Below are 22,552 nucleotides of genomic sequence, written 5' to 3' on the forward strand. Positions count from 1 at the left end.
GGCGGTGGCCGATCGCCGTACGGTGGTGCCGATTCCCGCCGGGCTGACCTTCGCCCAGGCCGCCGCGATTCCGGCGGCCTTCCTCACCGCCCACTACGCCTTGACCGAACTCGCGGACCTCCGCGCGGGGATGCGCATTCTCGTGCACGCCGCGACCGGCGGTGTCGGGATGGCCGCGGTCGCGCTGGCGCGGCATCGGGGGCTGGAGGTCTTCGCCACCGCCAGCCCCGGCAAGTGGGCCACGTTGCGGGACATGGGATTCGACGACGAGCACATCGCCTCGTCACGCACTCTCGAATTCGAGGACCGGTGCCGCGCGCAGTTCGGTTCCGCCGGAGCGGATGCCGTGCTCAATTCACTCACGGGTGACCTGCTGGACGCGTCGTTGCGGCTGATGGCGCCCGGCGGCACATTCATCGAAATGGGCAAGGCCGATCTTCGCGATCCCGAACATGTGGCAGCCACATACGCCGGAGTCCGCTATCGCGCGTTCGATCTGACCCGGGCCGATCCGGATCGGCTGCAGCAGATGTTGTGTGAGATCGTCGCGCTGTTCGACTCGGGTGCGTTGGCGCCGTTGCCGATTCGCACCTGGGATCTGCGTGAAGCGCCCGCGGCGTATCGGTTCATGGCGCAGGCGAGGCACGTCGGAAAGCTCGTACTGACGGTGCCCCGGCCGATCGACCCGGACGGAACGGTCCTGATCACCGGCGGGACCGGAATGCTCGGCACGCTGCTGGCCCGGCACATGGTGTCCGAATACGGTGCCAGGAATCTGCTGCTCATCAGTAGGCGAGGACAGGCGGCGGCAGCCGCGGAGGCCGTCACCGAGGAATTGGGGGCGCTGGGTGCCAGTGTCACCCTGGTCGCCTGTGACGTCGCCGATCGGGACGCCCTGGCGGCCGTCTTGGCGGGAATCCCGGCGCAGCACCCGTTGACGGCCGTGATTCACGCGGCCGGAGTCCTCGACGATGCCGTGTTCGATGCGGTGACCCCGGCGGGGCTGGACACGGTGATGCGGCCGAAGGTAGACGCCGCGTGGCACTTGCACGAGCTCACCCTCGACGCGGATCCGGCCGCATTCGTGTTGTTCTCCTCGATGGCGGGTGTGGTGGGCACGCACGGTCAGGCGAACTACGCGGCTGCGAACGTCTTTCTGGACGCGTTGGCGCAGCATCGGCGGCACCGGGGTCTGCCCGCGATCTCGATGGCCTGGGGGCAGTGGGACCAGGCGAGCGAGATGACCGGTCACCTCGACGATCGGGACAGGGCCCGGCTGAGTCGAAGCGGCATGGTCGCGCTGTCCGCCGAGGAGGGCTTGCGACTGTTCGATACGGCGATGGCTGCCACGCGCGCAGTCGTGGTGACCGCGCGGATCGACACCGCCGCCCTCGCGGCGCTCGACGATGTCCCAGCGCTGGTCCGCGCCCTGGTGCCCACCCGGCGAGCGGCTCACGTGGAGCGACCGACCGCCGATACCGTGTCCACCGGCGCCACCGCCGCCGAACGGGAACAGCAGATGCTGGCGTCGATCGTCGAACACGCCAGTGCCGTGCTCGGGTCCGAGCAGCGGTCGGTGCACGTCGATCGTTCGTTCACAGAGCTCGGGTTCGATTCACTCAGCGCGGTGGAATTCCGCAACCGGCTCCAGCGGGCAACAGGCGTCCGGCTGCTGGTGACCGCGGTGTTCGACTACCCGACTCCGGCGGCACTGGCCCGTCACCTGACGGCCGAGATCGCGCCGCGGCCCTCGACACCTCCGTCGGCGAGCCGGATGGTTCGGCCGGACCGCGATGATCCGATTGTCATCGTGGGCAGCAGTTGCCGGTATCCCGGCGGGGCGGATTCCGCCGACGAACTGTGGGAGATAGTTACCCAGGGGCGCGATGTGCTCAGCGCATTCCCCGAAGACCGCGGGTGGAACCTGGCCGATCTCTATCATCCGGATCCCGATCACACCGGTACGACCTACGCTCGCGCCGGTGGCTTCCTCGACAGCGTGGCCGGGTTCGACGCCGACTTCTTCCGGATCAGCCCGCGGGAGGCGCTGGCGATGGATCCGCAGCAGCGGTTGCTGCTCGAGGTGTCGTGGGAAGCGCTGGAGCGTGCCGGGATCGACCCGGAATCACTGCGGGGCAGCGCGACCGGGGTATATGCCGGCATCACCTACGCGGACTATGCGGCCCGCCTGCTGAACAACGCGCCGCCCGAAGCCGAGGCGTATCTGGGCGAGAGCTCCACACTCAGCTTGGGCTCCGGTCGGATCGCCTATTTCCTCGGGCTGGAGGGCCCCGCGTTGACGGTCGATACAGCGTGCTCGTCGTCGCTGGTCTCACTCCATCTGGCCGCACAGGCACTCCGGTCAGGTGAATGCTCGATGGCGTTGGCCTGCGGCGCCACGATCATGGCGTCGCCGGGGGTGTTCATCGGATTCTCGCGCAAGAGGGGGCTCGCGCCGGACGGCCGATGCAAAGCGTTCTCGGATGCGGCCGACGGCACCGGATTCTCCGAAGGCGTGGGTGTTGTTGTGTTGGAGCGCCTTTCGGACGCGGAGCGGTTGGGTCATCCCGTGTTGGCGGTGGTGGCCGGCTCGGCGGTCAATCAGGACGGTGCCAGCAACGGCCTCACCGCACCGAACGGCCCGGCGCAGCAGGCGGTCATCCGCGCGGCCCTGGCCGATGCCGGCTTGGCGCCGAACGAGATCGACGCGGTCGAGGCGCACGGCACCGGTACCACGCTCGGCGATCCGATCGAGGCGCAGGCGCTGCTGGCCGGCTACGGGCAGGATCGCCCCATGGATCGACCGTTGTGGCTGGGCTCGGTGAAGTCGAATATCGGCCACACCCAGGCTGCTTCCGGGCTGGCGGGCGTCATCAAGATGGTGGAGGCCCTCCGGCGCGGCGTGCTGCCCGCGACACTGCATGTGGACAAGCCGAGCCGCCACGTCGACTGGGAGGCCGGCGCGGTGAGCCTGCTCACCGAGGCTCGGGAATGGCCGGCCGCCGATCGTCCCCGGCGTGCCGGTGTGTCGTCATTCGGACTCAGCGGTACCAACGCGCACGTGATCCTGGAGCAGGCGCCGTCCGGGCCCGCCGTTCGCTATGCCGGAGAGGAGCTGCTACGAGATACACCGTGAGCGGCTAGGGCCTTGCGATCGACTTTGCCGTTCGGATTGAGTGGAAATGCCGTTACTTCGACGAATTCGGCGGGGACCATCGCGTGCGGTAGCACTGCGAGCAACTCCTTGCGCAGTCGAGGCTTGTCGAGTGCGTCGGCCGTCGGAATCACGAAGGCGATCAGTTGCAGATCGTCGGCGTCGTCGGCCACCGCGACGACCGCCGCGTCGTTGACCGCACCGTTGCGCCGCACGGCTTGGTCGACCTCTCCCAGATCGATCCGATGACCGCGGATCTTCACCTGCGAGTCCATGCGGCCGACCAGGACGAGCTCGCCGCCTGGCGTCACATAGCCCCGGTCGCCGGTGCGGTACACCGGAATCAGCAGCCCGTTCCGCTCGATCTTCGTGAACCGAGCCGACCCCTCTTCCGACGGGTTGATATAGCCGGCGCCGACACTTGCCCCGGAGATGCAGATCTCCCCGACCTCACCGGGCCCCACCTCGTCCAGGTGCTCGCCGAGCAGGTGGATCGTGGTGTTGTACACCGGCTTTCCGGCCGGCGTGACACCCGCGGCGGCGTAGCCCGGGTAGTCGGTCATCGGGTGGGAGGTGGCGACGTCGGTGCACTCCGCAACGCCGTACTGGTGCAGCAGGACGCAGGTGTTCCCAGGCCGCGTCGCCCACGTCGACACCCGTGTGGAGGACAGCGCTTCGCCACCGATGAACACGTATCCCACCTGTGTCAGTGCCGTGCCACCGCGCTTCATCTCCCGGTCGACCAGCAGGTAGAGCGTGCTCGGGGCGCAGTGCAGGGTTCGCACGTCACGCTCACCGAGCAAGCGGTAGGCGAGCGAAAGGTCGAAGCTGCGGCTGCCGAGCAGGTGCACGGCAGCGCCCGAGAACAGCGGTGTCATGATGCTGCGTTGCGTGATGTCGAACCCGAACGAGCTCACCACGAGACTCGACGAGAGCTGGTCCAGACCGTATTCGAGGACGAGCCAGTTCAACAGGTTGTACCAGCCGCTATGGCGCACCGCGGTCGCCTTCGGAGTCCCCGTCGAGCCCGAGGTGAAGACGACATAGCACAGGTCCGCCGGCGTCACCGCCGACTGCGGATTACTCACCGGTGCATCGCGGATCGCCTGATCGCGCCCCTCGTCGGAGAGCAGGATCGTCTCGGGGCGACTGGGGCCGAGCATTGCCTCGGTCTCGGCCGAGCCGATGACCATGGCCATGTCGGGCAGCTGCGCCAGCATCAGCCGCAACCGGTCCGGCGGGTACGAGGTGTCGAGTGGTACATAGGCGGCACCGGCCTTGAGTACCCCGAGAATCGCCTCGATCAGGCACGGAGTCCGATCCAGGCAGAGGCCGACCAGGGAACCGGGCCCGACCGATTTCGACCGCAGATGATGCGCGAGCTGATTCGCCCGGGCGTTGAGCTCACCGTAGGACCGGACGACAGGGCCGCATGTCACAGCGACTCGATCGGCAGCGGCAGCGGCGTGGCGTTCGAATTCGAGGTGGACAAGTGGGCGGTCGGGGAGCGCGAGGGTGTGTCCGGGCAGAGTCATACAGGGTGTCCTCGATCGTGATGGCGATGCGATCAGTGAATCGGCTCTGCGGATACCCCGCCGCGAACCTTGTTCACCGCGTTGATGATGGCGCGCACTTCCGCCGCCGTCGTCGAATCGTCCAGACCGACCCCGAAGGACCGCACCTGGTCGACGATCAGTTCGCAGTAGACGGGGTTGCCGTGCGGACAGCTCCGATCTGCCGGTGCTTGACGAGTCACGTCGACAACGTCGATGTCATGCCCCGCTCGACGCATTCCGTCGACGAGAGCGGAGCTCGGGTCCGCACCGGATCCGTGGAATTCGATCAGCCTGCCGTCCTCGGTGACCGTAACGGTGACGGAGATCCCGGGGCCGCTGTTCTCCCTCCTGCAGTGCTCGAACAGCAGGGGCGCTTCCACTTCGACGTATTCCGCGCGGAATACGTCCCAGAGTCGATCCGGGTCGAGTTCGGTCCCACTGGCGTCCACCAGCAGCTGAACGGTATCGGCGAAATGGCGACGAAGCGCCTTGGGCAGGTGGAGGCCGTGCCGAGTCTCGAGTACGTGGGCGATGCCGCCCTTGCCGGACTGGCTGTTGAGCCGGACGATCGACTCGTAGCTACGCCCCACATCTTTCGGGTCGATCGGTAGGTAGGGAACCTCCCACGCCAGGGAACGCACGTCCCGGTCCGTATCGGCGGCGCGCTGTTGCAGGGCCGCCATGCCCTTGGCGATCGCATCCTGATGGGTGCCGGAGAAGGCCGTGTAGACAAGTTCGCCGACGTAGGGGTGGCGCGGGTGGACCGGCATCTGGTTGCAGTACTCGACAGTCGCCCGTATGTCATCGATGTTCGAGAAGTCGAGTTTCGGGTCGATTCCGCGGCTGAACAGATTGAGTGCCAACGTGGCCAGGCAGACGTTGCCGGTCCGCTCACCGTTACCGAACAACGTGCCCTCGACACGGTCCGCACCGCTCAGCAACGCGAGTTCCGCCGACGCGACGGCGGTCCCGCGGTCGTTGTGCGGATGCACCGACAGGATTATCGATGCGCGATCCTCGAGATTCCGGTCCATCCATTCGACCTGGTCGGCGAACACGTTCGGCGTATCCGTCTCGACTGTCGTGGGGAGGTTCAGAATCAGCGGCCGATCGGGTCGCGCGCCGCAGATGGCCGCCACGGAGTTGGCGAGCTCCAGCGTGAACTCGGGCTCGGTGATGTTGAAGGTCTCCGGTGAGTACTCGAACAGGAACCGTGACGGGTCGAACGTGTCGGCACATCGCATCATGTGTTCGGCGGCGCCGTCGGCCATTCGCCGGACGTCGTTCATCGACATGCCGAACACGACCTCGCGCCAGAGGCACGCTGTCGCATGGCACAGGTGCACAACCGCGCGATCCGCGCCACGAACAGCTTCGAACGTCCGATCGATCAGCTCCGGCCTGGCCGGAGTGAATACGCTTATCGTCACATCGTCGGGAATCCGGTCTCCGTCGATAATGCTGCGGACGAAATCGAAATCGGCCTGGCTCGCCGACGGATAGCCGACCTCGATGTCTTTGAATCCGATACCGACGAGAAGATCGAACATCTTCGCTTTGCGGTGCAGGTCCATCGGATGTGCCAATGCCTGGTTACCGTCGCGCAAGTCCACCGAACTCCACAGCGGAGCATTGTCTATCGTTCGAGTCGGCCACAATCGTCCCGCCGGCTCATCTCTCAATTGTGTCGGGTGTGCCGCGCGAACATATCTGCCGAACGGCATCGGCGAGTCGACCTGTTGATTCCGGAACGGCTGAGTTGCAGGCGTCGGCGAGGCAAGCCGAAGATGTGGCAAGTCGCCACTGGTTGTCGTCATGTGCACCCCCGTCGCATATCGCTCCAGCATTGCACAGGTTGTCAAGTGCTGCAAGGCAATCGGCGATGAGTGACAACTGCTGGAACATTCGACAAACCCTGGCGCTCGGGGGAACGGGCACGCTAGTATTCGGTTGACCGGGGGTCACGGGCTCGATCCGACTACACGATCGCCTGTTAGTTGCACGAACGTGCACCGCGAGGGGGAAGCGTCATGGAATTCGTATTCGAGCGCCATCGATTCCGCGCCTCTCGGTAAATGTCGACAAGCGGGAAGCTGCCGCTGTATATCGTCGAGCGGCTTACCGAAATGGCATGGTTCAGATGGGAGACTGCCATGGGAGAAAAGACCGACCTCAGTGTCGAGGCCACAGTTTGGGAGAATATCGCGTGGCCGGGTATCGTCCACCTGGCCACTCAGATCAGCGGTGGGCCGACAGATCTCACCGACACGCTGCGAGTACCGCGCGAACTCGGTCTTGGATCGGATACCGAAGAACAGCAAGGTGATCTGTTCCAGCGCGCACTTATCGTCGACGTATTGACAGATTGTGCCGAGCTTCTCGGCGATCAGGCGAAACCGCTGATCGAAGGTGAACTGGATTATCTGCTGAACCGGCGACGGGGTGACGGGCGTGGCTGGAACTACTTCCCCGACCTGCCGGAATTCCCGCCGGACGCCGACACTCTCTCCTGCATCACCATCGCTCTGTCGCAGGCGGGACTGCGAGCGGATGTCGAGAAATATTGCATCCCCGCACTGGAATTCGCGCTGGACCACTGCGTCGGGCCGAACGGCGTGGTCCGCACATGGTTGGTGCCCGACTTCGAACGGACCGCCGACGGGCGACTTCCCGAACCTTGGACGAATTGCCTGTGGGAGGACTCCGGTGACGCCGATGTATTCCCCAGCCTGTTGTTCGCCCTGCACCTGAGCGATCCGGATCGGTTCGCCGGTCCGATAGCGCGCGGAATCGACCACTTGGAACAGGTGCAGCGGCACGACGGGGGCTGGGCAAGCCCCTTCTACTGCGGGCGGTTCTACGCCATCTACGCGGGCCTGCGGCTGCTGTCGGCGGTGCGGCCGGATTCGCCGGCTGTGCTGTCCGCGGTGAATCTGCTGCGAGCGACCCAGCATCCGGATGGTGGCTGGGGCCGCCGTTCCGCGGGTAGCGACCCGCAGAGTACGGCACTGGCCTTGCTGGCATTGGCCACCGTCCCGGATCTGCTGAACAGCGAAGACCTCGAGCGGTCCGCCCGGGCGGCCGACTACCTCGCCGGTTCTCGCGGTGTGGATCGGCTGTGGCCGGCCGGCTCGCTGTACTGGATCTTGGACGAGGTCGGCAAGCCGCCGACGATGACTCCCTTCGCGAGCTCCACCTTGACTGCGGCGTTCGTGGTGAAGGCGAGCTCGGCGTGGCGCCGGATCGACACCCGCCCCTTCTTGTGATCGTTGTGGCGGAGAACCGGCGGCGGTTTCGTACTCACCTGACCGCGCACTGGGAAACGTGGCGGCCCTACACGCTGGCGTATCCGGTAATGCTCGCGCTGGCCGGAGTCGGTTCGACTGGTTCTGACAGCGACGGCTGGAAGGTCGCGATGTCGTGTGTCGGGCTGTCCGCCGGCTGGCTCGGCGCACACTATCTCGGAGATCTACTCGATCGCGATCTCGATGCGATCGCGAAGCCGCACCGGCCGATACCTTCCGGACGGCTGACACCCACCGAGGCGGCCGTCTCCGCAATGGTGTGTTTCGGTTTGCTCATCGGGATCGGCATCGCGATCGACTGGCGCACGGTTCCCGTGTCCGCGGCGATAATAGTGGGAATCTTCGGCTATAGCGCGAGATTCAAGGCTCGAGGGTTCTCAGGTAACGCTGTGCGCGGCTCGTTGGGAGCTTTCGGACTGTTCTACGGTGCGATGGCCGTCCACTCCTGGGCGACGTGGACCCTGCTGGTATCGGCGTTCGTATTCTGCTGCCACGACATCAGTTCCAACCTGGTCGGTACGCTGCGAGATGCCGAGGGAGATCGAGCGGGCGGTTACGATACCGTCGCCGCGGTTCGCGGGACGACATTCACTGTCGCACTTGCCCGTTCCTTATACGCTGCGGCGATTGCCGCAGCGATGGTCGTACCGTGGTTTCTGGGGAAGAACAACGGCGCGTACGTCGCGTCGCTCATCCTTTCCGCGATGCTCGGCTGGTACGCGTTCCGCCTGCTGAGTCGTTCCGATCACTCCCAGAGAATTCAAGCATTACGAGCGCACGCGATGCTGAATATCGAACGACTCGTCCTCACTGCGGGATTCGCGACGTACGCGGTCGATCTGGGAGCGGTGGTGCCGGTATTGCTTGTTTCGATTCTGTCTGCTGTGGTCTTGCATCGCATCATGCGAGAAAAGCACGAATTCGGCGCGAATCACCCGGCGCGGGCGACGTCACCTACCGGACCGGGCTGACGGTCAGCGCGGCCACCGCCCTATCGGCGATCCGGCCGGCTCGCTCCGCCGACATGAGTCCTTCGATGAAGGTGAAGTTCCAGTACAGATCCCCACCACTGATCGTCACAACCGAACGCAAGCAGCTGAGACACGATATTCCGGCGGCCGCCTGAACGCCGGTGACATCCCACTCACCGATTCTGCCGGGCATGTTCAACCGACCGAAGTTCGAGATGGCGATGCCCCGCGACGTCTTGTGGTCGATGAGATCGATGAGCGGCCCGCTGGACTCGACCGACGGCGGAGCCATGAAGGCCAAGGCGGCGAAAGCCGACAGATGCTGCCCGAACCGCAGCCGTCTCGCCAGATCGCGATCGAACTTGCGCGCCGCGATCCAGAAGTCGGCCGCGGGATCGGCGGCGACATGCGCGACCACTCCGCTCGCGTACGAACCGAGTTCCCGGTTGTCGACGCGTGGCACCAATTCATGCCGCAAGCTGATCGCCGATATGACCGATACCCTGCCGGCTCCGGCAGGGGTGATCTCGGCCCCCACCGCCCGTGCCGTGGCGGAGGTCAGGGCAGCGTGCAGGGTGACGCCTTCGTGCCGACAGCGCGCGAGGAGGCCGCTGAGGTCCGCGGCCGGCAGTATCCGCCGGATGAACCGCGTGCGGCGCTCTTTCGGAGGCACTGTGGCCTCGGGTTCGAGCGACTGCGGTTTGCTCAGCGCTGTGATCGCCCGATCCACGCGCGAGACGGCCTTCGCCCGGGCGATGCTTCGTAGTCGGCGAGGCAGCAGGTCTTCCGGAACCGGAAGGGGGCTGCGCGACCGTACGGCCGTTCTCGGCGAAGCATCGTCTGTGGTCGACTGCGCGGCGTGTTCGAGAAGGCGCCGCAACAACGACGTCATGCCCATGCCATCGGTGATGAGATGCGCCGCCGTCAGAATCAGGTCGTGCGACTCGTCCGGTGTGCCACCACCCCGGACGATGTCGACGATTCGGGCCAGCGGGCCGGTTCGCCAATCGATGCGCTCGGACAACTGCACCGTGTCGACCTCGGCGTCGGCCGCCTGCACGTCGTCTGCCGCCACGTGAACGGTCCGGATCGGGATGCGCGGATCGGCCGTCGGCACGAACCGCGGATTCGTGCCGTCGGGCTCGGTCTCGACGTGGACTCTCAGCAGAGGATGTTCCGCGACCACAGCCTCGGCGGCCAGGGCGAGCTGCTGGTGTTCCATCCGGCCGCGCAGATGCACCCAGACGACCGCGTTCATCGGTGAAATCTGGTCGATGATCCAGAGCCAGCGCTCGGACGGCCCCAGTGGCCGGACCACCTGGGGAGTATCGGACGCGCGGGTACCCGCGGAATTCTCCTGGATTTCCATGAACATGTACCCCTCACAGATCGTTGTACAAAGACTCGAGACGACTCTCGTACCGTTCCTTCAGAGCCGGGCGCAGCAGTTTCCCCGAACTCGACAGCAGTCCGTTCGTTCGGGTGAACTCCTGCTGCTCGACGATGAAATCACGAGGAATTTCGTAGGAGGCGAGTGCATTGTCCGTTGCGACTTGCCGGAGTGCGGCAGAGAGCTTTTCCTTGCCGTTCTCGGGGTCGACGAGATCCTGATTCGGCACGACCACCGCGAGCAAGAACGGCTGTGCGCTGTTGCCGTAGATGTAGATCTGGCGTAATTCGGGAGTGCCGGAGTACATCGCCTCCAGCTTGGACACCGACACGAAACCCACGGCCGCGAGCTTGAGAATATTCGACGCTCGATCGATGTAGGAGAGGCGGCCGGGCGCCACTTCTGCCATGATATCGCCCGTCTTGTAGAAGCCATCGGCGTCGAAAACGTCGGCAGTGTCCTCCGGGCGCTTGTAGTATCCGCTGAAAGCGCAGATGGACTTTATGTACAGTTCGCCGCGGGGATGCGGTCGATCCGCATTCGTGTAGCCGCTCTCCGGTACGTCGACGAGCTTGTAGTCGACCACCGGCGGCTGCAGTATCCAGCCGTTCTCCGTCACCGTGGTCCCGGCTTCCGTCGACCCGTAACCGTCGACGACCTGGATTCCGAGGCACGACTGTACGAAGTCCCGGATCGTCGTCGAAAGCGGCGCGCCCCCACAGCATGCTGTGACAACGCGGCCCCCGAGTACATCGACACGGATCGTCTGCATCGCCGCCGCGGTCGCAGCCGCCTGGTCGATTCCGAGTTCCAGGAGCCGGCTCTCCTCGCTCTGGAACAGCCGGAAGATTTCGCCGCACAGCTTGGGGACCATCACCAATTCTGTCGGACGTACCAGCGTGAGATCCTCCAGGAACGTGGAATTGTCGCTACCAGCGGTGAAATACCCTGTGCCACCGTTGGACAGGGTCGATGCCAGCCATTGCCGCCCGCCGAGAAAGCTCAGTGGCAGATTCTGCAGATGCAGGGCGGGGACGGTCGGGTCCGGGCGGCCGACGGATCGTTGCCAGTAGTGTTTGATCCAGCTCGTCGGAAACATCGCACCCTTCGGCGTGCCGGTGCTTCCGGAGGTGTAGATGATCGTGGCCAAGGTGTCTTCGTCTTCGGGCACATACACCGGCGGTGGCGCGTGCTTCTTCCCGGCGGCGATCTCGTCCGGTAGTGAGGTCAGCGTCAGCTCCGGCCGTACCGCGGACAGGCGTGTTCGAGCACGTCCGAGCAATGACCGATGCTTGTCGTCGTCCGGGACGTAGTCGAAGACGACGACACGCTCTACCGCCGAATCCTCGGCGAGTGCCGCGATCGCCACGGGCAGGGATTCAACGCTGACCGCGAGCAATCTGGGTGCTGTCTCCCGAAGGATCGGAACGATCTGATGAGCGTCGAACGTATTGTGCAACGGCACCGTGACAAGTCCGGAGAGTGTGCATGCCAGATCGACGACGGCATAGTCGGCACTGGTGAATCCGAGCGTGGCGACGAAATCGCCTGCGGTCAATTCGCCACCGTCCGGAGCGGACCACCGGGCTCGTAGACAGTTGATCAAAGAATGAAATTGCCGATAAGTGATGACATCGAACGAGTCGGATCGTCGGTGCCCCAAGGCGGGGCGGTCCGCGTAGCCGCGGAGGTATACCTCGATCATCTGCGCGGCGCTCGAGCTCGGATCACCGGCGGCCGCACTCACCTCTGCCGACGGTGCGGACGAGGCGAACTGTTCGTCGGTGGCCCGAAGGGTCTCGGCGAGGCGATAATTCACCTGCGCGTACGGGTGTAGCGAAGTCAGGTGCGCGCTTATCGATCGGACGGTCGCCCGCCGGAACAATTCGTCCATCGGTACCTCTATGTCGAAATGATCGATGAAAGCTTCCTGGATCCTGGCCATGGTCAGCGAATCGCCGCCGAGAACGAAGAAGTCGTCATCGTCGGAGAATTCGGTGAACCTCAGCTCGCGAGCCCAGATACCGCGTACGGCCTCTGTAATCAACGGCACTTTCCTTATGACCGAGGAGCAAGGTGTGTCCAGCGATATGGTCTGTCCTCGGGGTCGGGGTTGTCAACAGCTCGCACCGGTCGGCCGTTCGGTCGGGTGCCGGCACCGGTCCCGACCTGGCGCGACGATGTTCATTCTGGTGAACCGTTGATGAAAGTCGTTCCGGGGCGCTAGCATTCGGGTGTCGGGGGCGATCATGAGGGGGGATTCTCGATGATGTCGACAAGCCATGGCGATCCTTGTTTCGGTGGTCGGTGCGCACGGCAGCGAGCGGCTGTCCGCGCCCGGGAAGAAGGGTGAGCACAGCATGGAGACCTGGCTCAGGCGCTACTGCGCGCCCCATGGCGCACCGACAGAGCGCCTGATCTGTTTTCCGCACGCGGGCGGTACTTCTCACGCCTTCAGAGGGTGGCCGCGGAGAATGCCCGCCGGCGTCGAGACCATCGTCGTTCAGTATCCGGGCCGACAGGATCGCATCGCCGAGCGATGTCTCGAGGACATGGACGCGATGGCCGACGCGCTGGCATCCGAGCTGACCGAGCTGACCGACCTTCCGATGGCGATGTTCGGGCACAGCATGGGATCCGCGATCGCCTACGAGGTGGCCCTGCGACTCGAGCGCGATCTCGGATTCATCGTCGACACCGTCTTCGTGTCGGGACGAACCGCACCGCATCAGCGCCATGGCGAAGACGACCATCGCCTCGACGACGAAGATCTTGTCGCCGCGATGCGGCGGCTCGGCGGTGGAGACGACGACGTCTACCGCAACCTGAAACTGTGGCCCCTCATCCTCCCGCCACTGCGCTCGGATCTGCGGCTGCTCGATGCCTATCGTCCAGCAACGCTGACGCCCCTACAGGCGGCCTTCGTCGCCTTGGGCGGACAAGAGGATCAGACCTGCCCCGTGGCCGATCTTCATGCGTGGACCGCGGCCACGACAAAAGACATCGAGGTCCGAACGTTTCCTGGCGGGCATCACTACCTCGTCGCCGAGGAGGCTGATGTTGTCGCCGCCGTTGTCAGCCGTCTCGCGACACGACCGCCACTCACCTCGACGGAGCAGGACGTGGTCGACATCTGGGCAGAGCACCTCGGAATCTCCGGAATAGGCGTGGACGACGATTTCTTCAGTCTGGGCGGACACTCGCTCGTCGGCATGAAGATCCTCGACGACATCGACCGCAGGCACCATGTCGAGATCTCACCCGTCGAGTTCTACCTGCAACCGACGCCGGCGGCGCTGGCCGCGAGGATCCATCAGACGATCGGCACACCGTGATGCCCGCCGGTGTCATTCGTGACGGGGCCGGCCTCGCCGCAGTCGACCTCCTCGATGCCGGCTTTCACGCCGGTGACCCGCATGCCGTTTGGACGTACATGAGGGAGCACGCCCGGCTGCACCGACAGGAGTATGCCCCGGGGCGTTCGTTCTGCTCCGTCACACGATATGACGACGTGTGCAGGGTGCTCGGCGACCATGACGCATTCACCTCCGAACGCGGCACCGTCATCACGCAACTCGGACACGACGACATCGCGTCCGGCCTGCTCATGACCTCCTGCGACCCGCCCCGCCACACCGAGGTGCGTCGACCGCTCGCCAAGCGGCTGAGCGCGGGGGCGACGAGCGCGATGGAATCCGAGATCCGGTACGCCGTCGACCGCGTTTTCGCCGACGTGCCCCACGACCGACCATGGGACCTTGCCGAGCGCGCGCTCCGGCTGCCGATGGTGGTCGCAGGCCGGCTACTCGGCGTACCGGAATCGGACTGGGACGACCTGATCCGCCTGGCTGCCATGGCCGCGGCACCCGAGGACCCGAATTTCGCGATCGGTGCCCGAACCGCGACGCTGACCGTCGCGCACCATCAGATCTTCTCCTACTTCACCGAGCTCATCCGGTGTCGGCGCGCGAGTGTCGGACACGACGACCTACTCGGCCATCTCATGTCGATACAGGCAGGCGCCCAGCCGCTGTCGGACGTCGAGGTCATGTACAACACTTACAGCCTGCTGCTGGGCGCCAACGCCACGACGCCGCATACCGTTTCCGGTGCAGTCCTCGCGTTGGCGCGAAACCCCGACGCATGGCAAGCGGCCCACGATGACCCGGCACTCGTCCCCGGTCTGGTCGAGGAGGGGATTCGCTGGACGTCGGCAGCGAGCAACTTCATGCGCTATGCGACACGACCGACGCAACTGAGCGGCGGGACCGTAGCGACCGGGGAGCCGGTCGTGGCCTGGATCGGGTCCGCCAACCGCGACGAGACGGTGTTCTCCAACTCGCACGCCTTCGATATCGCCCGGCGCCCGAACCGCCACATCGCGTTCGGATACGGCCCGCACTATTGCATCGGCGCGCCGCTCGCCCGGCTGACGTTTCGCATCGTGTGCGAACAGTTCCTGTGCCGGTTCGAGTCCGTCGAAGTCGACGGCGAACCGCGACGGCTCCGGTCCTCCTTCATCAACGGCATAACGCACCTCCGGGTCCGGACTCCTAGGCGGGACGAAGCGTGACGCGTTCGACTCCGAAAGTCGCCGGCGGGGCGCGCTGGTTGCTGCGCCCGCCGGATCCGGCGGCGAAGGCACGACTGTTCTGCCTTCCCTATTCGGGGGTCGGTGCCTCGATGTTCGCGCAATGGCCGCGGCGCATCGGAGGTATCGAGATCTGCCCGATTCAGCTGCCCGGCAGGGAGAATCGGATCGGTGACCAGCACTTCGGTTCCTACGAGCAACTCGCGGTAGACCTCACCGAGGCGCTGAAGCCCTGGCTGACGGTGCCTTTCGCTGTTTTCGGCCATTGCTCCGGGGCGCTACCGGCATTCGAAACCGTGGTCAGGATCGAGGAGCTCGGTCTGCCGTCTCCGAAAATGTTGTTCGTCTCGGGTCAGGTGGCTCCCCATGATTGCCCGTTCGATCGCCTGCTCGATCTGGACGAAGACGGGCTCCGCGCCGAACTGTCGGAGGTTATTCGCAGCCGCGGCGCGGTAGCCCGCCCGGCGCTGGTGGATGCCGCGCTGACGGTATTGCGCAATGACCTCGTGGCAACTCGCGGATACCGGCGGTTCCCGCCGGTCCGCCTCGGGTGCGGGATCACGGCAATACATTGGGACCGCGATGCCGAGATCGAGCGTTACCAACTCGACGGATGGCTGCGGTACAGCGATACCTGCCGGATGATCGAGCTGTCCGGCGGTCATTATGACGTCTTGAGCGCGCCGGACTCGCTGTTGCGGGCGGTATCAGCCTGGGGAAAGGACGAGTGGCAGGTTTGTCAGCCCGCGGACGAGGAGGCTTCGTCGCCATGACAGGGTCGCGCCGACAGCGAGTCGAATGTCGGGAAACCGGTCCAGTAGAAACGTGATCGCGATGACCGCCTCCATGCGCGCCAATTGCGCACCGACACATTTGTGGATCCCGTACCCGAAGGCGATGTGATTATTGTGCGCGCGGTTCATATCGAAGCGTTGGGGATCCTGGAATCGCTGTGGGTCACGATCGGCGGCAGCCATCGACACCATGACGAGTTCCCCAGCGGGGATCTCGATGCCGCCCAGGGTGATAGGGACGGTCGTATATCGGAATGTAGCTTCGCAGGCCGACGATTCATAGCGCAGAACCTCTTCGACAAAGTCCGGTATGCGACCCGGGTCGGCACACAACGACCGATGGACATCGGCATCGGCGAGCAAGATTGCGATGGAGTTGCCGATAAGGTGTGCTGTCGTCTCGAACCCCGCGACAAGGAGCATGAACACCATGCTGACCAGTTCCCGATCGGTCAGCCGATCATCGTCATTTCTGGCCGCGACGAGTTCCGACAGCAGATCGGTCCCCGGAGCGGAGATCTTCGTCTCGATCAGCTGTTTGATGTAGACGACGAACTCCTGCATGATCGCGAATTTGTCCCCGGTGGAATGCTCGCCGGAGAAGATGATGGTCGTCCACGCGCGGAATTTGTCGCGATCTCCGCGCGGCACTCCGAGCAGGGATGATATGACCATTGTCGGTAGGGGGATTGCGTAGGAATCGAGTAGGTCGTGAATCTCGCGCGAATCGGCGGCCATGTCGGCAAGGAGGGAATCGGCGATCTTCTCGACGCTCGGGGCCAGATTTCGGACAGCCGGTCCGGCGAACGCCCCAGTGAGGAGGTTGCGTAGCCGAGTGTGTTGCGGCGGATCGTAGAAGACCATCATGTCACTGAACAGACCGCTCTTGACTCGCTGGTCGCCGCCGTGATCGGTGAGTGCTGCCCGGGCACCCGGAGACTGGATCACCTTGCTGATGGTGGTGTCGGCGAAGGCTGCCTTCGCGGACTCGTAGCCGGTGACCAGCCAGCCGGTGCGGCCGTCGGGAAACCTGACGAAATGTACCGGCCCCAGGTCGCGCAGCCTGTCGTAGGCGGCATGTGGATTCCGGTAGTACTCGTCGCCCAATTCGATCGGTGTGGACTGTGACCGCTCGTGCTTCATCCGTCTACTCCCCGCCTGCGCGTCGTTGGATCAGTTTCGCCAACTGTGCGACCGTCATCGTGAGTTTGATGTCTGCCGGTTCGATTTCGGCGCCATATTCCTGATCGATGGCCGCACCCAAATCGATCGCGCCGACGGAGTCCAGCCCCAGATTCACCAGTGCCAGACTCGCGTAGTTGTCGTCCAGTTCTTCGCCGATCAGCCGGGATATGAATTGCCCGACGAATCTTTCGACGTCTCGAGTTCTTCCCTTGTTCGCCGTGCCGTCATCATCGGCTGTCGGTCGTGAAAGACGATTCCACGGTCTGTAATTAACCCGCACAATGCTTCCGCCGTTTCTTCCCGAATTGTTGCAGTGTAATAGCTGGATGCCGGGTGCTCCGGTCCCCCCGATCAGTCGCTATTGCATAGGACTACAGCTGGGTCGGGGTTGTCAACAGTCGGTTCTTGCCGTCTTCGGTGAGTCGTTCGCCGGTACCGGTCGCGACCTGGTGTGACGATGTTTGTTGGGCGGATTCGTTGATGAAATCGGTTCTGTTCCGCTAGTATTCGGGTCGAAGGGGGAGGTGGTTCGGTGAATGGCATAACTGACGATTCGGCCACGATCATGTCCATCGATCGATGGCGGCGATATGTTGCGGACAGCCCGTTCAGCTTCGCGTTACCAGGCGATCGCGCGCACGGTTCGAGGCGAACTCCTGCCCCGAACAATGTATGTGCCACGGTGCCCATTCCGGATATTTCCGATGACTCGATCCGGGATCTCGCAATTGACATGGGGGTGTCTTATCGGCCTGTATGGCTGGCATTGTTTGCGGCCCTCGTTCACAGGTATACCGGCGAGACGGATTTTCTTGTTGCCGAGGCAACGGCGCAGGGTCTGCTGGCACATCGCATCGACCTGGCCGGCTCGCCGGCCTTCCGCGAGCTGGTCGGCAGACTTACCGCCGAATCCGGCCAGGTGCCGGAACTTCTCGGTCCCATACCGGCCGAGAGCCTCCTCGAGCTGGTCCAGCCCGACGCGCGAAACGCGGAGCGCGTACCCTTCACCGCGGCGTTCGGATCGTCATGCGACGTATCCGATTCCGGTGTCACGGACATCGCCGACCTCACCGTGGTCATCGATCGCGGTGCACTCGTCTACCACGCCGAGCAGTGCTCCATCGCCGACGCGGAGCTGATCGCGGGCCATTTCGCGACGCTCGCCGCCGCCGTGCTCGCGGATTCGGATCGCCCGGTGAGCGGATTGCCGATCCTTGCCCCACGAGAGCGCGAGACCCTTCTCGTCGAGTGGAATGCCACCGCTGCTCCCGCCGATCCGTTCCGGACGCTGCAGGGGAGGATCGCCGAGCTCGCCGTCGCCGACCCAGGGCACCCGGCAGTCGTCGACCCGACAGGAACCGTGACGTTCGGCGAACTCGACCGGGCTGCCAATCGCCTCGCCAATCACCTTGGGGCCGTAGGTGTTCGGCCGGGCGATCGAGTGGCGATCCTGCTCGAGCGTTCCGCGTCGAACGTCATCAGCCTGCTCGCGATTCTGCGCAGCGGCGCGTCCGCGGTACCCCTGGATCCGGCGAACCCACACTCACGCACCGCGTTCATGCTCGACGACTCCGGGGCGACGGCCGTTGTCACCGCGGACGCCATGACACCACAGTTGGCGGGTGTCCACGGATTGAGGATCATCTGCCTCGACGGCGACGCCGCCACCATCGGCTCGGCCGCGGATTGCGCTCCGCCGCTGAATCCGGAGCCGGACGATATCTGTCATGTGTTCTACACCTCGGGGTCCACCGGGAAACCGAAGGCCGTCCTGGAACGGCACGGTGCGATGTCCAACATGATCGCCTGGACCGCGCGCGCCTGTGGTATCGCTCGCGCCGATCGCGCCACCTGGATCTCCTCGCCCGGATTCTCCGTCGGGCTCATGGAGTGGATCCCCTTCCTGGCCAACGGCACGACCGTGTACACAGCACCCACCGACGCCGCGAGGGATCCGAAACGGTTGCGGGACTGGCTGATCGAGAACGCGATAACGCACACATTGCTGGTGAGTTCGGCCGCCGAACGTGTGTGGTCGCTGGATTGGCCGGACGTTTGCGCGCTGCGCTACATGGTGGTCGCCGGTGAACAAGTCCGCCGCTGGCCGCGGGCCGACCTGCCGTTCGAGGTTGTGGTGAGCTATGGCTCGACGGAGACGACGCTCGTGGCCTCGACCTTCGACGCCGCGGCAGGCGTGCGCGTCACCTCGGCCACCGTTGCCGGGGCGGAGCGGGACAGTCCGCCGCCGATCGGAAAGCCGATCACCAACGTTCGCGTATACGTGCTGGACGAGGCAGGCGAGCCCGTCCCCCGCGGTGTGGTGGGTGAGCTGTACGTGGCGGGAATCGGAATCGCGGCCGGCTACCTCGACCGGCCCGAGCTGAACAGCGAACGCTTCGTTCCGAGTCCGGTGCCAGAGGAGCCGGACGCGATCGTCTGCCGCACCCGGGACCTCGTTCGATATCGCGCCGACGGAATGCTGGAGTTCATCGGTCGCGCCGACCAGCAGATCAAGATTCGGGGATTCCGCGTCGAGCCCGGTGAGATCGAGGCGCTGTTGTCGGCCAGGCCGGACATTCTGGAGTGCGCAGTGACGCTGCAGGCGACGACCACGGGTGGGCGCCTGATCGCCTATCTGGTTCCGGAGGACGGCGCCGAGCTGTCGGCCAGCGGATTGCGCTCCGAACTGTCGGCGCAGCTGCCGCACTACATGCTCCCGGCGCAATTCCGGATCCTGGACACATTACCGAGATCGCCCTCGGGAAAGGTCGATCGCACAGCGCTGACTCCGTCGGTCGGCCTGCGCCTGTCGGGTTTGTCGATCTGATCGGACTGATACATATGAACGCCACTCCCTTCTCCGGCACGCAGATCTCGCGTGCGCCCGACCTGCACGCCGCACTGGCCGACCGCCGCGCTTTGCTCCACGACGGTATGCGCCGGGCCGTCGCGGAATTGAGCGACGAGATCAGACCGATCATCACCTATCACCTGGGCTGGACAGATCCCGACGGAAGACCCGCGAACGGTGACGCAGGCAAATGCCTCCGCGGCTGCCTGGCACTCTTGTCCGCCGAGGCGGTGGGTGCGACGCCGGAAATCGCCGTTCCCGGCGCGGTGGCGGTCGAGCTCGTCCACAATTTCTCGCTTCTGCACGACGACATCGTCGACCTGGACCGGGAACGCCGGCATATGCCGGCCGCGTGGACTGTGTTCGGCGTCGGACCCACCATCGTGGCGGGTGATGCCCTGCTGATGCGCGCCCTCGACGTCCTCGGCGGAACCGGCAACTCGGAAGCTGCCCTCGCGCTGGCGACGGCGACATCGACAATGATCGAGGGCCAGGCGGTCGATCTGTCCTATCAGGTGCGGCGCGATGTGGGCGTCGATGACGTTCTGGCGATGTCGGAGAAGAAGACCGCAGCCTTGATCGGCTGCTCGACCTCGATCGGGGCGCTGCTCGGCGGCGGGGCACCCGACGTGGTAGCGGCGCTCCGGGACTTCGGGACGTATCTGGGTATCGCATTCCAGGCGATCGACGACATTCTCGGCACCTGGGGCGATCCCGCTGTCACCGGTAAGGATGTCGGCGGCGACGTGCGCCGCCGGAAGCTGACCATGCCGCTCTCCGCCGCGATGAGGCAGAGCGGGGTGGAGGCCGCAGAGCTACGCACCTTGATGAACAACTCCACCGACCTCACGCAGGCGCAAGTCGCCCGGGCGATCCACCTGATCGAGCACTGTGGGGGCAGGCAGTGGACCGAACGATGTGCAGGCCGACACCATCAGCTGGCGCTCGCCGCGCTCGCCGTCCTGGACACCGATACCGACGCATGGCGGTTGTTGTCGGGAGTGGGGGAGTTCACGGTCGGCCGCTCGTATTGATGTAGGACTCGAGATCGATCACGAATTCAGAATTGGGGAGATATATGACTGTCGATATTCAGATCGGCCGGAGATTCAACCTTCCAGAGCTCAGCCGATCGGCGGAAAAGGCGAAGAACATCGACGTGCGGGGAATATTGGGGCTCGAGATCGATGCCGATCTTCCCGACGACCCTGCTGTGGTGGCTCTGGCGTTGACTCGCGACACCTCCGTCTCTACAGAGGAATTGAGAACCGCGGCCGAGCGGCGGATCGCCCAGCGGTCACCGCGGCTGCATACGTTCGTTCCGCTGTACACGACGAACCACTGTGATTCCGAATGCAAGATGTGTGGCATGAAGAAGAGCAACACGCGGATGATCCGGAAGCTCGCAGGGAAGCGCGAGATCGAGGACCAGCTGCGTATCCTGCTCGAACACGAGGGTGTGGCCGGCGTCGGATTCCTGACCGGCGAGTACGAAGACGAATACACTCGGCTCGTCAACGCTTTTCGGATAGGCTGGGCGATCCGGACGGCATTCGATATGGGGTTTCAGCGCGTCTATTTCAATATCGGCAGCATGACCACAGCCGAGATCGAAACGCTCGGTGAATGGATCGACCGCGATGAACCGGCGACTATGTGTGTCTTTCAGGAGACGTACGACCGCCATACTTACGAGCGCTTCATGGGAGGTAAGGACGGCGCCCCGAAAGCGGACTACGATCGGCGGATCCAGTCCTTCGACCGGTGGTTGGACGCGGGGTTCAAGTATGTGAACCCGGGTGCCTTGATCGGCCTGCACGATATCGAATCGGAAATGATCGCACTCGTTTCCCACGCGACATATCTCGCCCGCCGCGGCGGGATCGTCGATATCTCGCTGCCGCGTCTCCGGCCCGCGATGGCATCGAGCAACCGGACAAAGGTCGACGACCAGGCATATATTCGGCTGATGGCGGCGATCGCCTTCGTCTGCCCGGACCAGCGACTGGTCTTGACCAACCGGGAGGGAAAAGCACTCCGGGACAGCGTCATCGACCTGTGTGGCGTCATCAGTCCCGGCAGTCCGGACGTTGCGCCCTATCGGCGTGGCGACGACATCGTGAACGAGGAGAACTCCTCGCAGTTCTTGGTCGCGGACCTGGCTCGGCCGTCGACGATCTTGAAACAGATAACCGACACCGGGCGTGCCGTGCAGAACTTCGCCCCTGAACCGCGCTGACGTGCGCCTGGACGGGGGCTCCGCCCAGGCGGAGCCCCCGTCCAGCGTGCGCTATTTCTTCGATTTGCGACGGGTGAGGCGCGGATAAGCCCTCAAGACGAGGCTCAGGAGCAGGGCGATTCCCGGATTGCTCGGGTTGATGTACTCGCGAATCGAATCGATACGACCGTCGCGAATATGTGCTATCCAGCAGTAGCCGTCGATGTTCAGCCGGACGCCACGGACAACGGCCTTGCGCTCGTACTCGACCACGACATGATCGTCGTTTCTGAACCAGCTGGTGATCCGCACCGTGGGCTCGCCGTCGTGCGAATCGGTTCCGCCCGAGACAGTGAGCGCCCCGATGACGTCCTCCCGGCCCTTCCATGTGTGACCGATCGGGACGAGAGTGAACTCGCAGTCATCCGTCAGCAGCTCACCGAACGTTTCGTAGTCGTGGTCGGCGATAATCTCCAGGTATCGTTCGACAAGTTCTTCGGAGCCGGCTTCGCTCGACGTCATTCGCACTTCTCCTCA

At 64.5% G+C, this 22,552-nt stretch carries 15 protein-coding genes and 1 pseudogene; 9 read left to right on the forward strand and 7 right to left on the reverse strand.

Annotated features, from left to right (window positions below; genetic code table 11):
- Window positions 1-169: 169 nt before the first annotated feature.
- Window positions 170-3,088: pseudogene (locus tag ACFVVI_RS23210) on the forward strand (SDR family NAD(P)-dependent oxidoreductase); the annotation flags it as partial.
- 11 nt (window positions 3,089-3,099) lie between these two features.
- Here the strand turns inward: ACFVVI_RS23210 and ACFVVI_RS23215 are convergent.
- The gene (locus tag ACFVVI_RS23215) at window positions 3,100-4,689 is read right to left on the reverse strand and encodes an amino acid adenylation domain-containing protein (RefSeq protein WP_387446767.1); all 1,590 of its coding nucleotides are present in this window, start codon (window positions 4,687-4,689) and stop codon (window positions 3,100-3,102) included.
- A gap of 32 nt (window positions 4,690-4,721) precedes the next feature.
- On the reverse strand, window positions 4,722-6,557 hold the full coding sequence (locus tag ACFVVI_RS23220; protein WP_387446768.1) for a 2-isopropylmalate synthase: 1,836 nt from the start codon (window positions 6,555-6,557) through the stop codon (window positions 4,722-4,724).
- A 306-nt stretch (window positions 6,558-6,863) separates the two neighbouring features.
- Here ACFVVI_RS23220 and ACFVVI_RS23225 point away from each other — a divergent pair, with 306 nt between their 5' ends.
- Together ACFVVI_RS23225 and ACFVVI_RS23230 are read left to right on the forward strand one after the other, a co-directional pair.
- Complete coding sequence (locus ACFVVI_RS23225; RefSeq protein ID WP_387446770.1) at window positions 6,864-7,976, forward strand: prenyltransferase/squalene oxidase repeat-containing protein; 1,113 nt, start codon at window positions 6,864-6,866, stop codon at window positions 7,974-7,976.
- Window positions 7,943-8,986, forward strand: coding sequence for a UbiA family prenyltransferase (locus ACFVVI_RS23230; RefSeq protein WP_378989580.1), 1,044 nt, complete (start codon window positions 7,943-7,945; stop codon window positions 8,984-8,986). The genes ACFVVI_RS23225 and ACFVVI_RS23230 overlap by 34 nt, the downstream gene beginning before the upstream one ends.
- Here ACFVVI_RS23230 and ACFVVI_RS23235 read toward each other — a convergent pair.
- Both ACFVVI_RS23235 and ACFVVI_RS23240 read right to left on the reverse strand, forming a co-directional pair.
- Window positions 8,970-10,355 carry a hypothetical protein gene (locus ACFVVI_RS23235; protein ID WP_387446771.1) on the reverse strand — a complete coding sequence of 462 codons (1,386 nt, stop codon included), beginning with the start codon at window positions 10,353-10,355 and terminating at the stop codon, window positions 8,970-8,972. The two genes, ACFVVI_RS23230 and ACFVVI_RS23235, sit on opposite strands and share 17 nt — an antisense overlap.
- A 13-nt stretch (window positions 10,356-10,368) precedes the next feature.
- The gene (locus ACFVVI_RS23240) at window positions 10,369-12,429 is read right to left on the reverse strand and encodes an AMP-binding protein (RefSeq protein WP_387446773.1); all 2,061 of its coding nucleotides are present in this window, start codon (window positions 12,427-12,429) and stop codon (window positions 10,369-10,371) included.
- A gap of 307 nt (window positions 12,430-12,736) precedes the next feature.
- Here ACFVVI_RS23240 and ACFVVI_RS23245 point away from each other — a divergent pair, with 307 nt between their 5' ends.
- The 3 genes from ACFVVI_RS23245 to ACFVVI_RS23255 all read left to right on the forward strand — a co-directional run bounded on the left by ACFVVI_RS23245 (window position 12,737) and on the right by ACFVVI_RS23255 (window position 15,740).
- A complete protein-coding gene (locus ACFVVI_RS23245; RefSeq protein ID WP_387447020.1) occupies window positions 12,737-13,711 on the forward strand; it encodes an alpha/beta fold hydrolase in 975 nt (324 codons plus the stop codon).
- A gap of 176 nt (window positions 13,712-13,887) precedes the next feature.
- Window positions 13,888-14,949, forward strand: coding sequence for a cytochrome P450 (locus tag ACFVVI_RS23250; RefSeq protein WP_387446774.1), 1,062 nt, complete (start codon window positions 13,888-13,890; stop codon window positions 14,947-14,949).
- Window positions 14,946-15,740: a thioesterase II family protein gene (locus ACFVVI_RS23255; protein ID WP_387446775.1), complete on the forward strand. Its 795-nt coding sequence runs from the start codon at window positions 14,946-14,948 to the stop codon at window positions 15,738-15,740. Before ACFVVI_RS23250 ends, ACFVVI_RS23255 begins: the two co-directional genes overlap by 4 nt.
- Here the strand turns inward: ACFVVI_RS23255 and ACFVVI_RS23260 are convergent.
- Window positions 15,675-16,625 carry a cytochrome P450 gene (locus tag ACFVVI_RS23260; RefSeq protein WP_378989585.1) on the reverse strand — a complete coding sequence of 317 codons (951 nt, stop codon included), beginning with the start codon at window positions 16,623-16,625 and terminating at the stop codon, window positions 15,675-15,677. The two genes, ACFVVI_RS23255 and ACFVVI_RS23260, sit on opposite strands and share 66 nt — an antisense overlap.
- Before the next feature lie 283 nt (window positions 16,626-16,908).
- The gene (locus ACFVVI_RS23265; protein ID WP_387446776.1) at window positions 16,909-17,226 is read right to left on the reverse strand and encodes an acyl carrier protein; all 318 of its coding nucleotides are present in this window, start codon (window positions 17,224-17,226) and stop codon (window positions 16,909-16,911) included.
- Window positions 17,227-17,685: 459 nt separating this feature from the next.
- Between ACFVVI_RS23265 and ACFVVI_RS23270 the strand changes: the two genes are divergently transcribed.
- From ACFVVI_RS23270 to nocL, 3 genes are read left to right on the forward strand one after another with little or no spacing between them, the layout of a single operon-like run.
- Complete coding sequence (locus tag ACFVVI_RS23270; RefSeq protein ID WP_387446778.1) at window positions 17,686-19,773, forward strand: amino acid adenylation domain-containing protein; 2,088 nt, start codon at window positions 17,686-17,688, stop codon at window positions 19,771-19,773.
- A 14-nt stretch (window positions 19,774-19,787) separates the two neighbouring features.
- Entirely contained in the window at window positions 19,788-20,831 is a 1,044-nt protein-coding gene (locus tag ACFVVI_RS23275; protein WP_378989590.1) for a polyprenyl synthetase family protein, read from the forward strand.
- A 44-nt stretch (window positions 20,832-20,875) separates the two neighbouring features.
- Window positions 20,876-22,036 (forward strand): 3-methyl-2-indolic acid synthase, encoded by a 1,161-nt coding sequence (nocL, locus tag ACFVVI_RS23280; protein WP_378989591.1) that lies wholly within the window; start codon window positions 20,876-20,878, stop codon window positions 22,034-22,036.
- Window positions 22,037-22,087: 51 nt separating this feature from the next.
- Here the strand turns inward: nocL and ACFVVI_RS23285 are convergent, their stop codons facing one another.
- The gene (locus ACFVVI_RS23285; RefSeq protein ID WP_387446779.1) at window positions 22,088-22,537 is read right to left on the reverse strand and encodes a nuclear transport factor 2 family protein; all 450 of its coding nucleotides are present in this window, start codon (window positions 22,535-22,537) and stop codon (window positions 22,088-22,090) included.
- Between the last annotated feature and the right edge of the window lie 15 nt (window positions 22,538-22,552).

The organism is Nocardia sp. NPDC058114 (genome assembly GCF_042884695.1).
Classification (GTDB): Bacteria; Actinomycetota; Actinomycetes; order Mycobacteriales; family Mycobacteriaceae; genus Nocardia.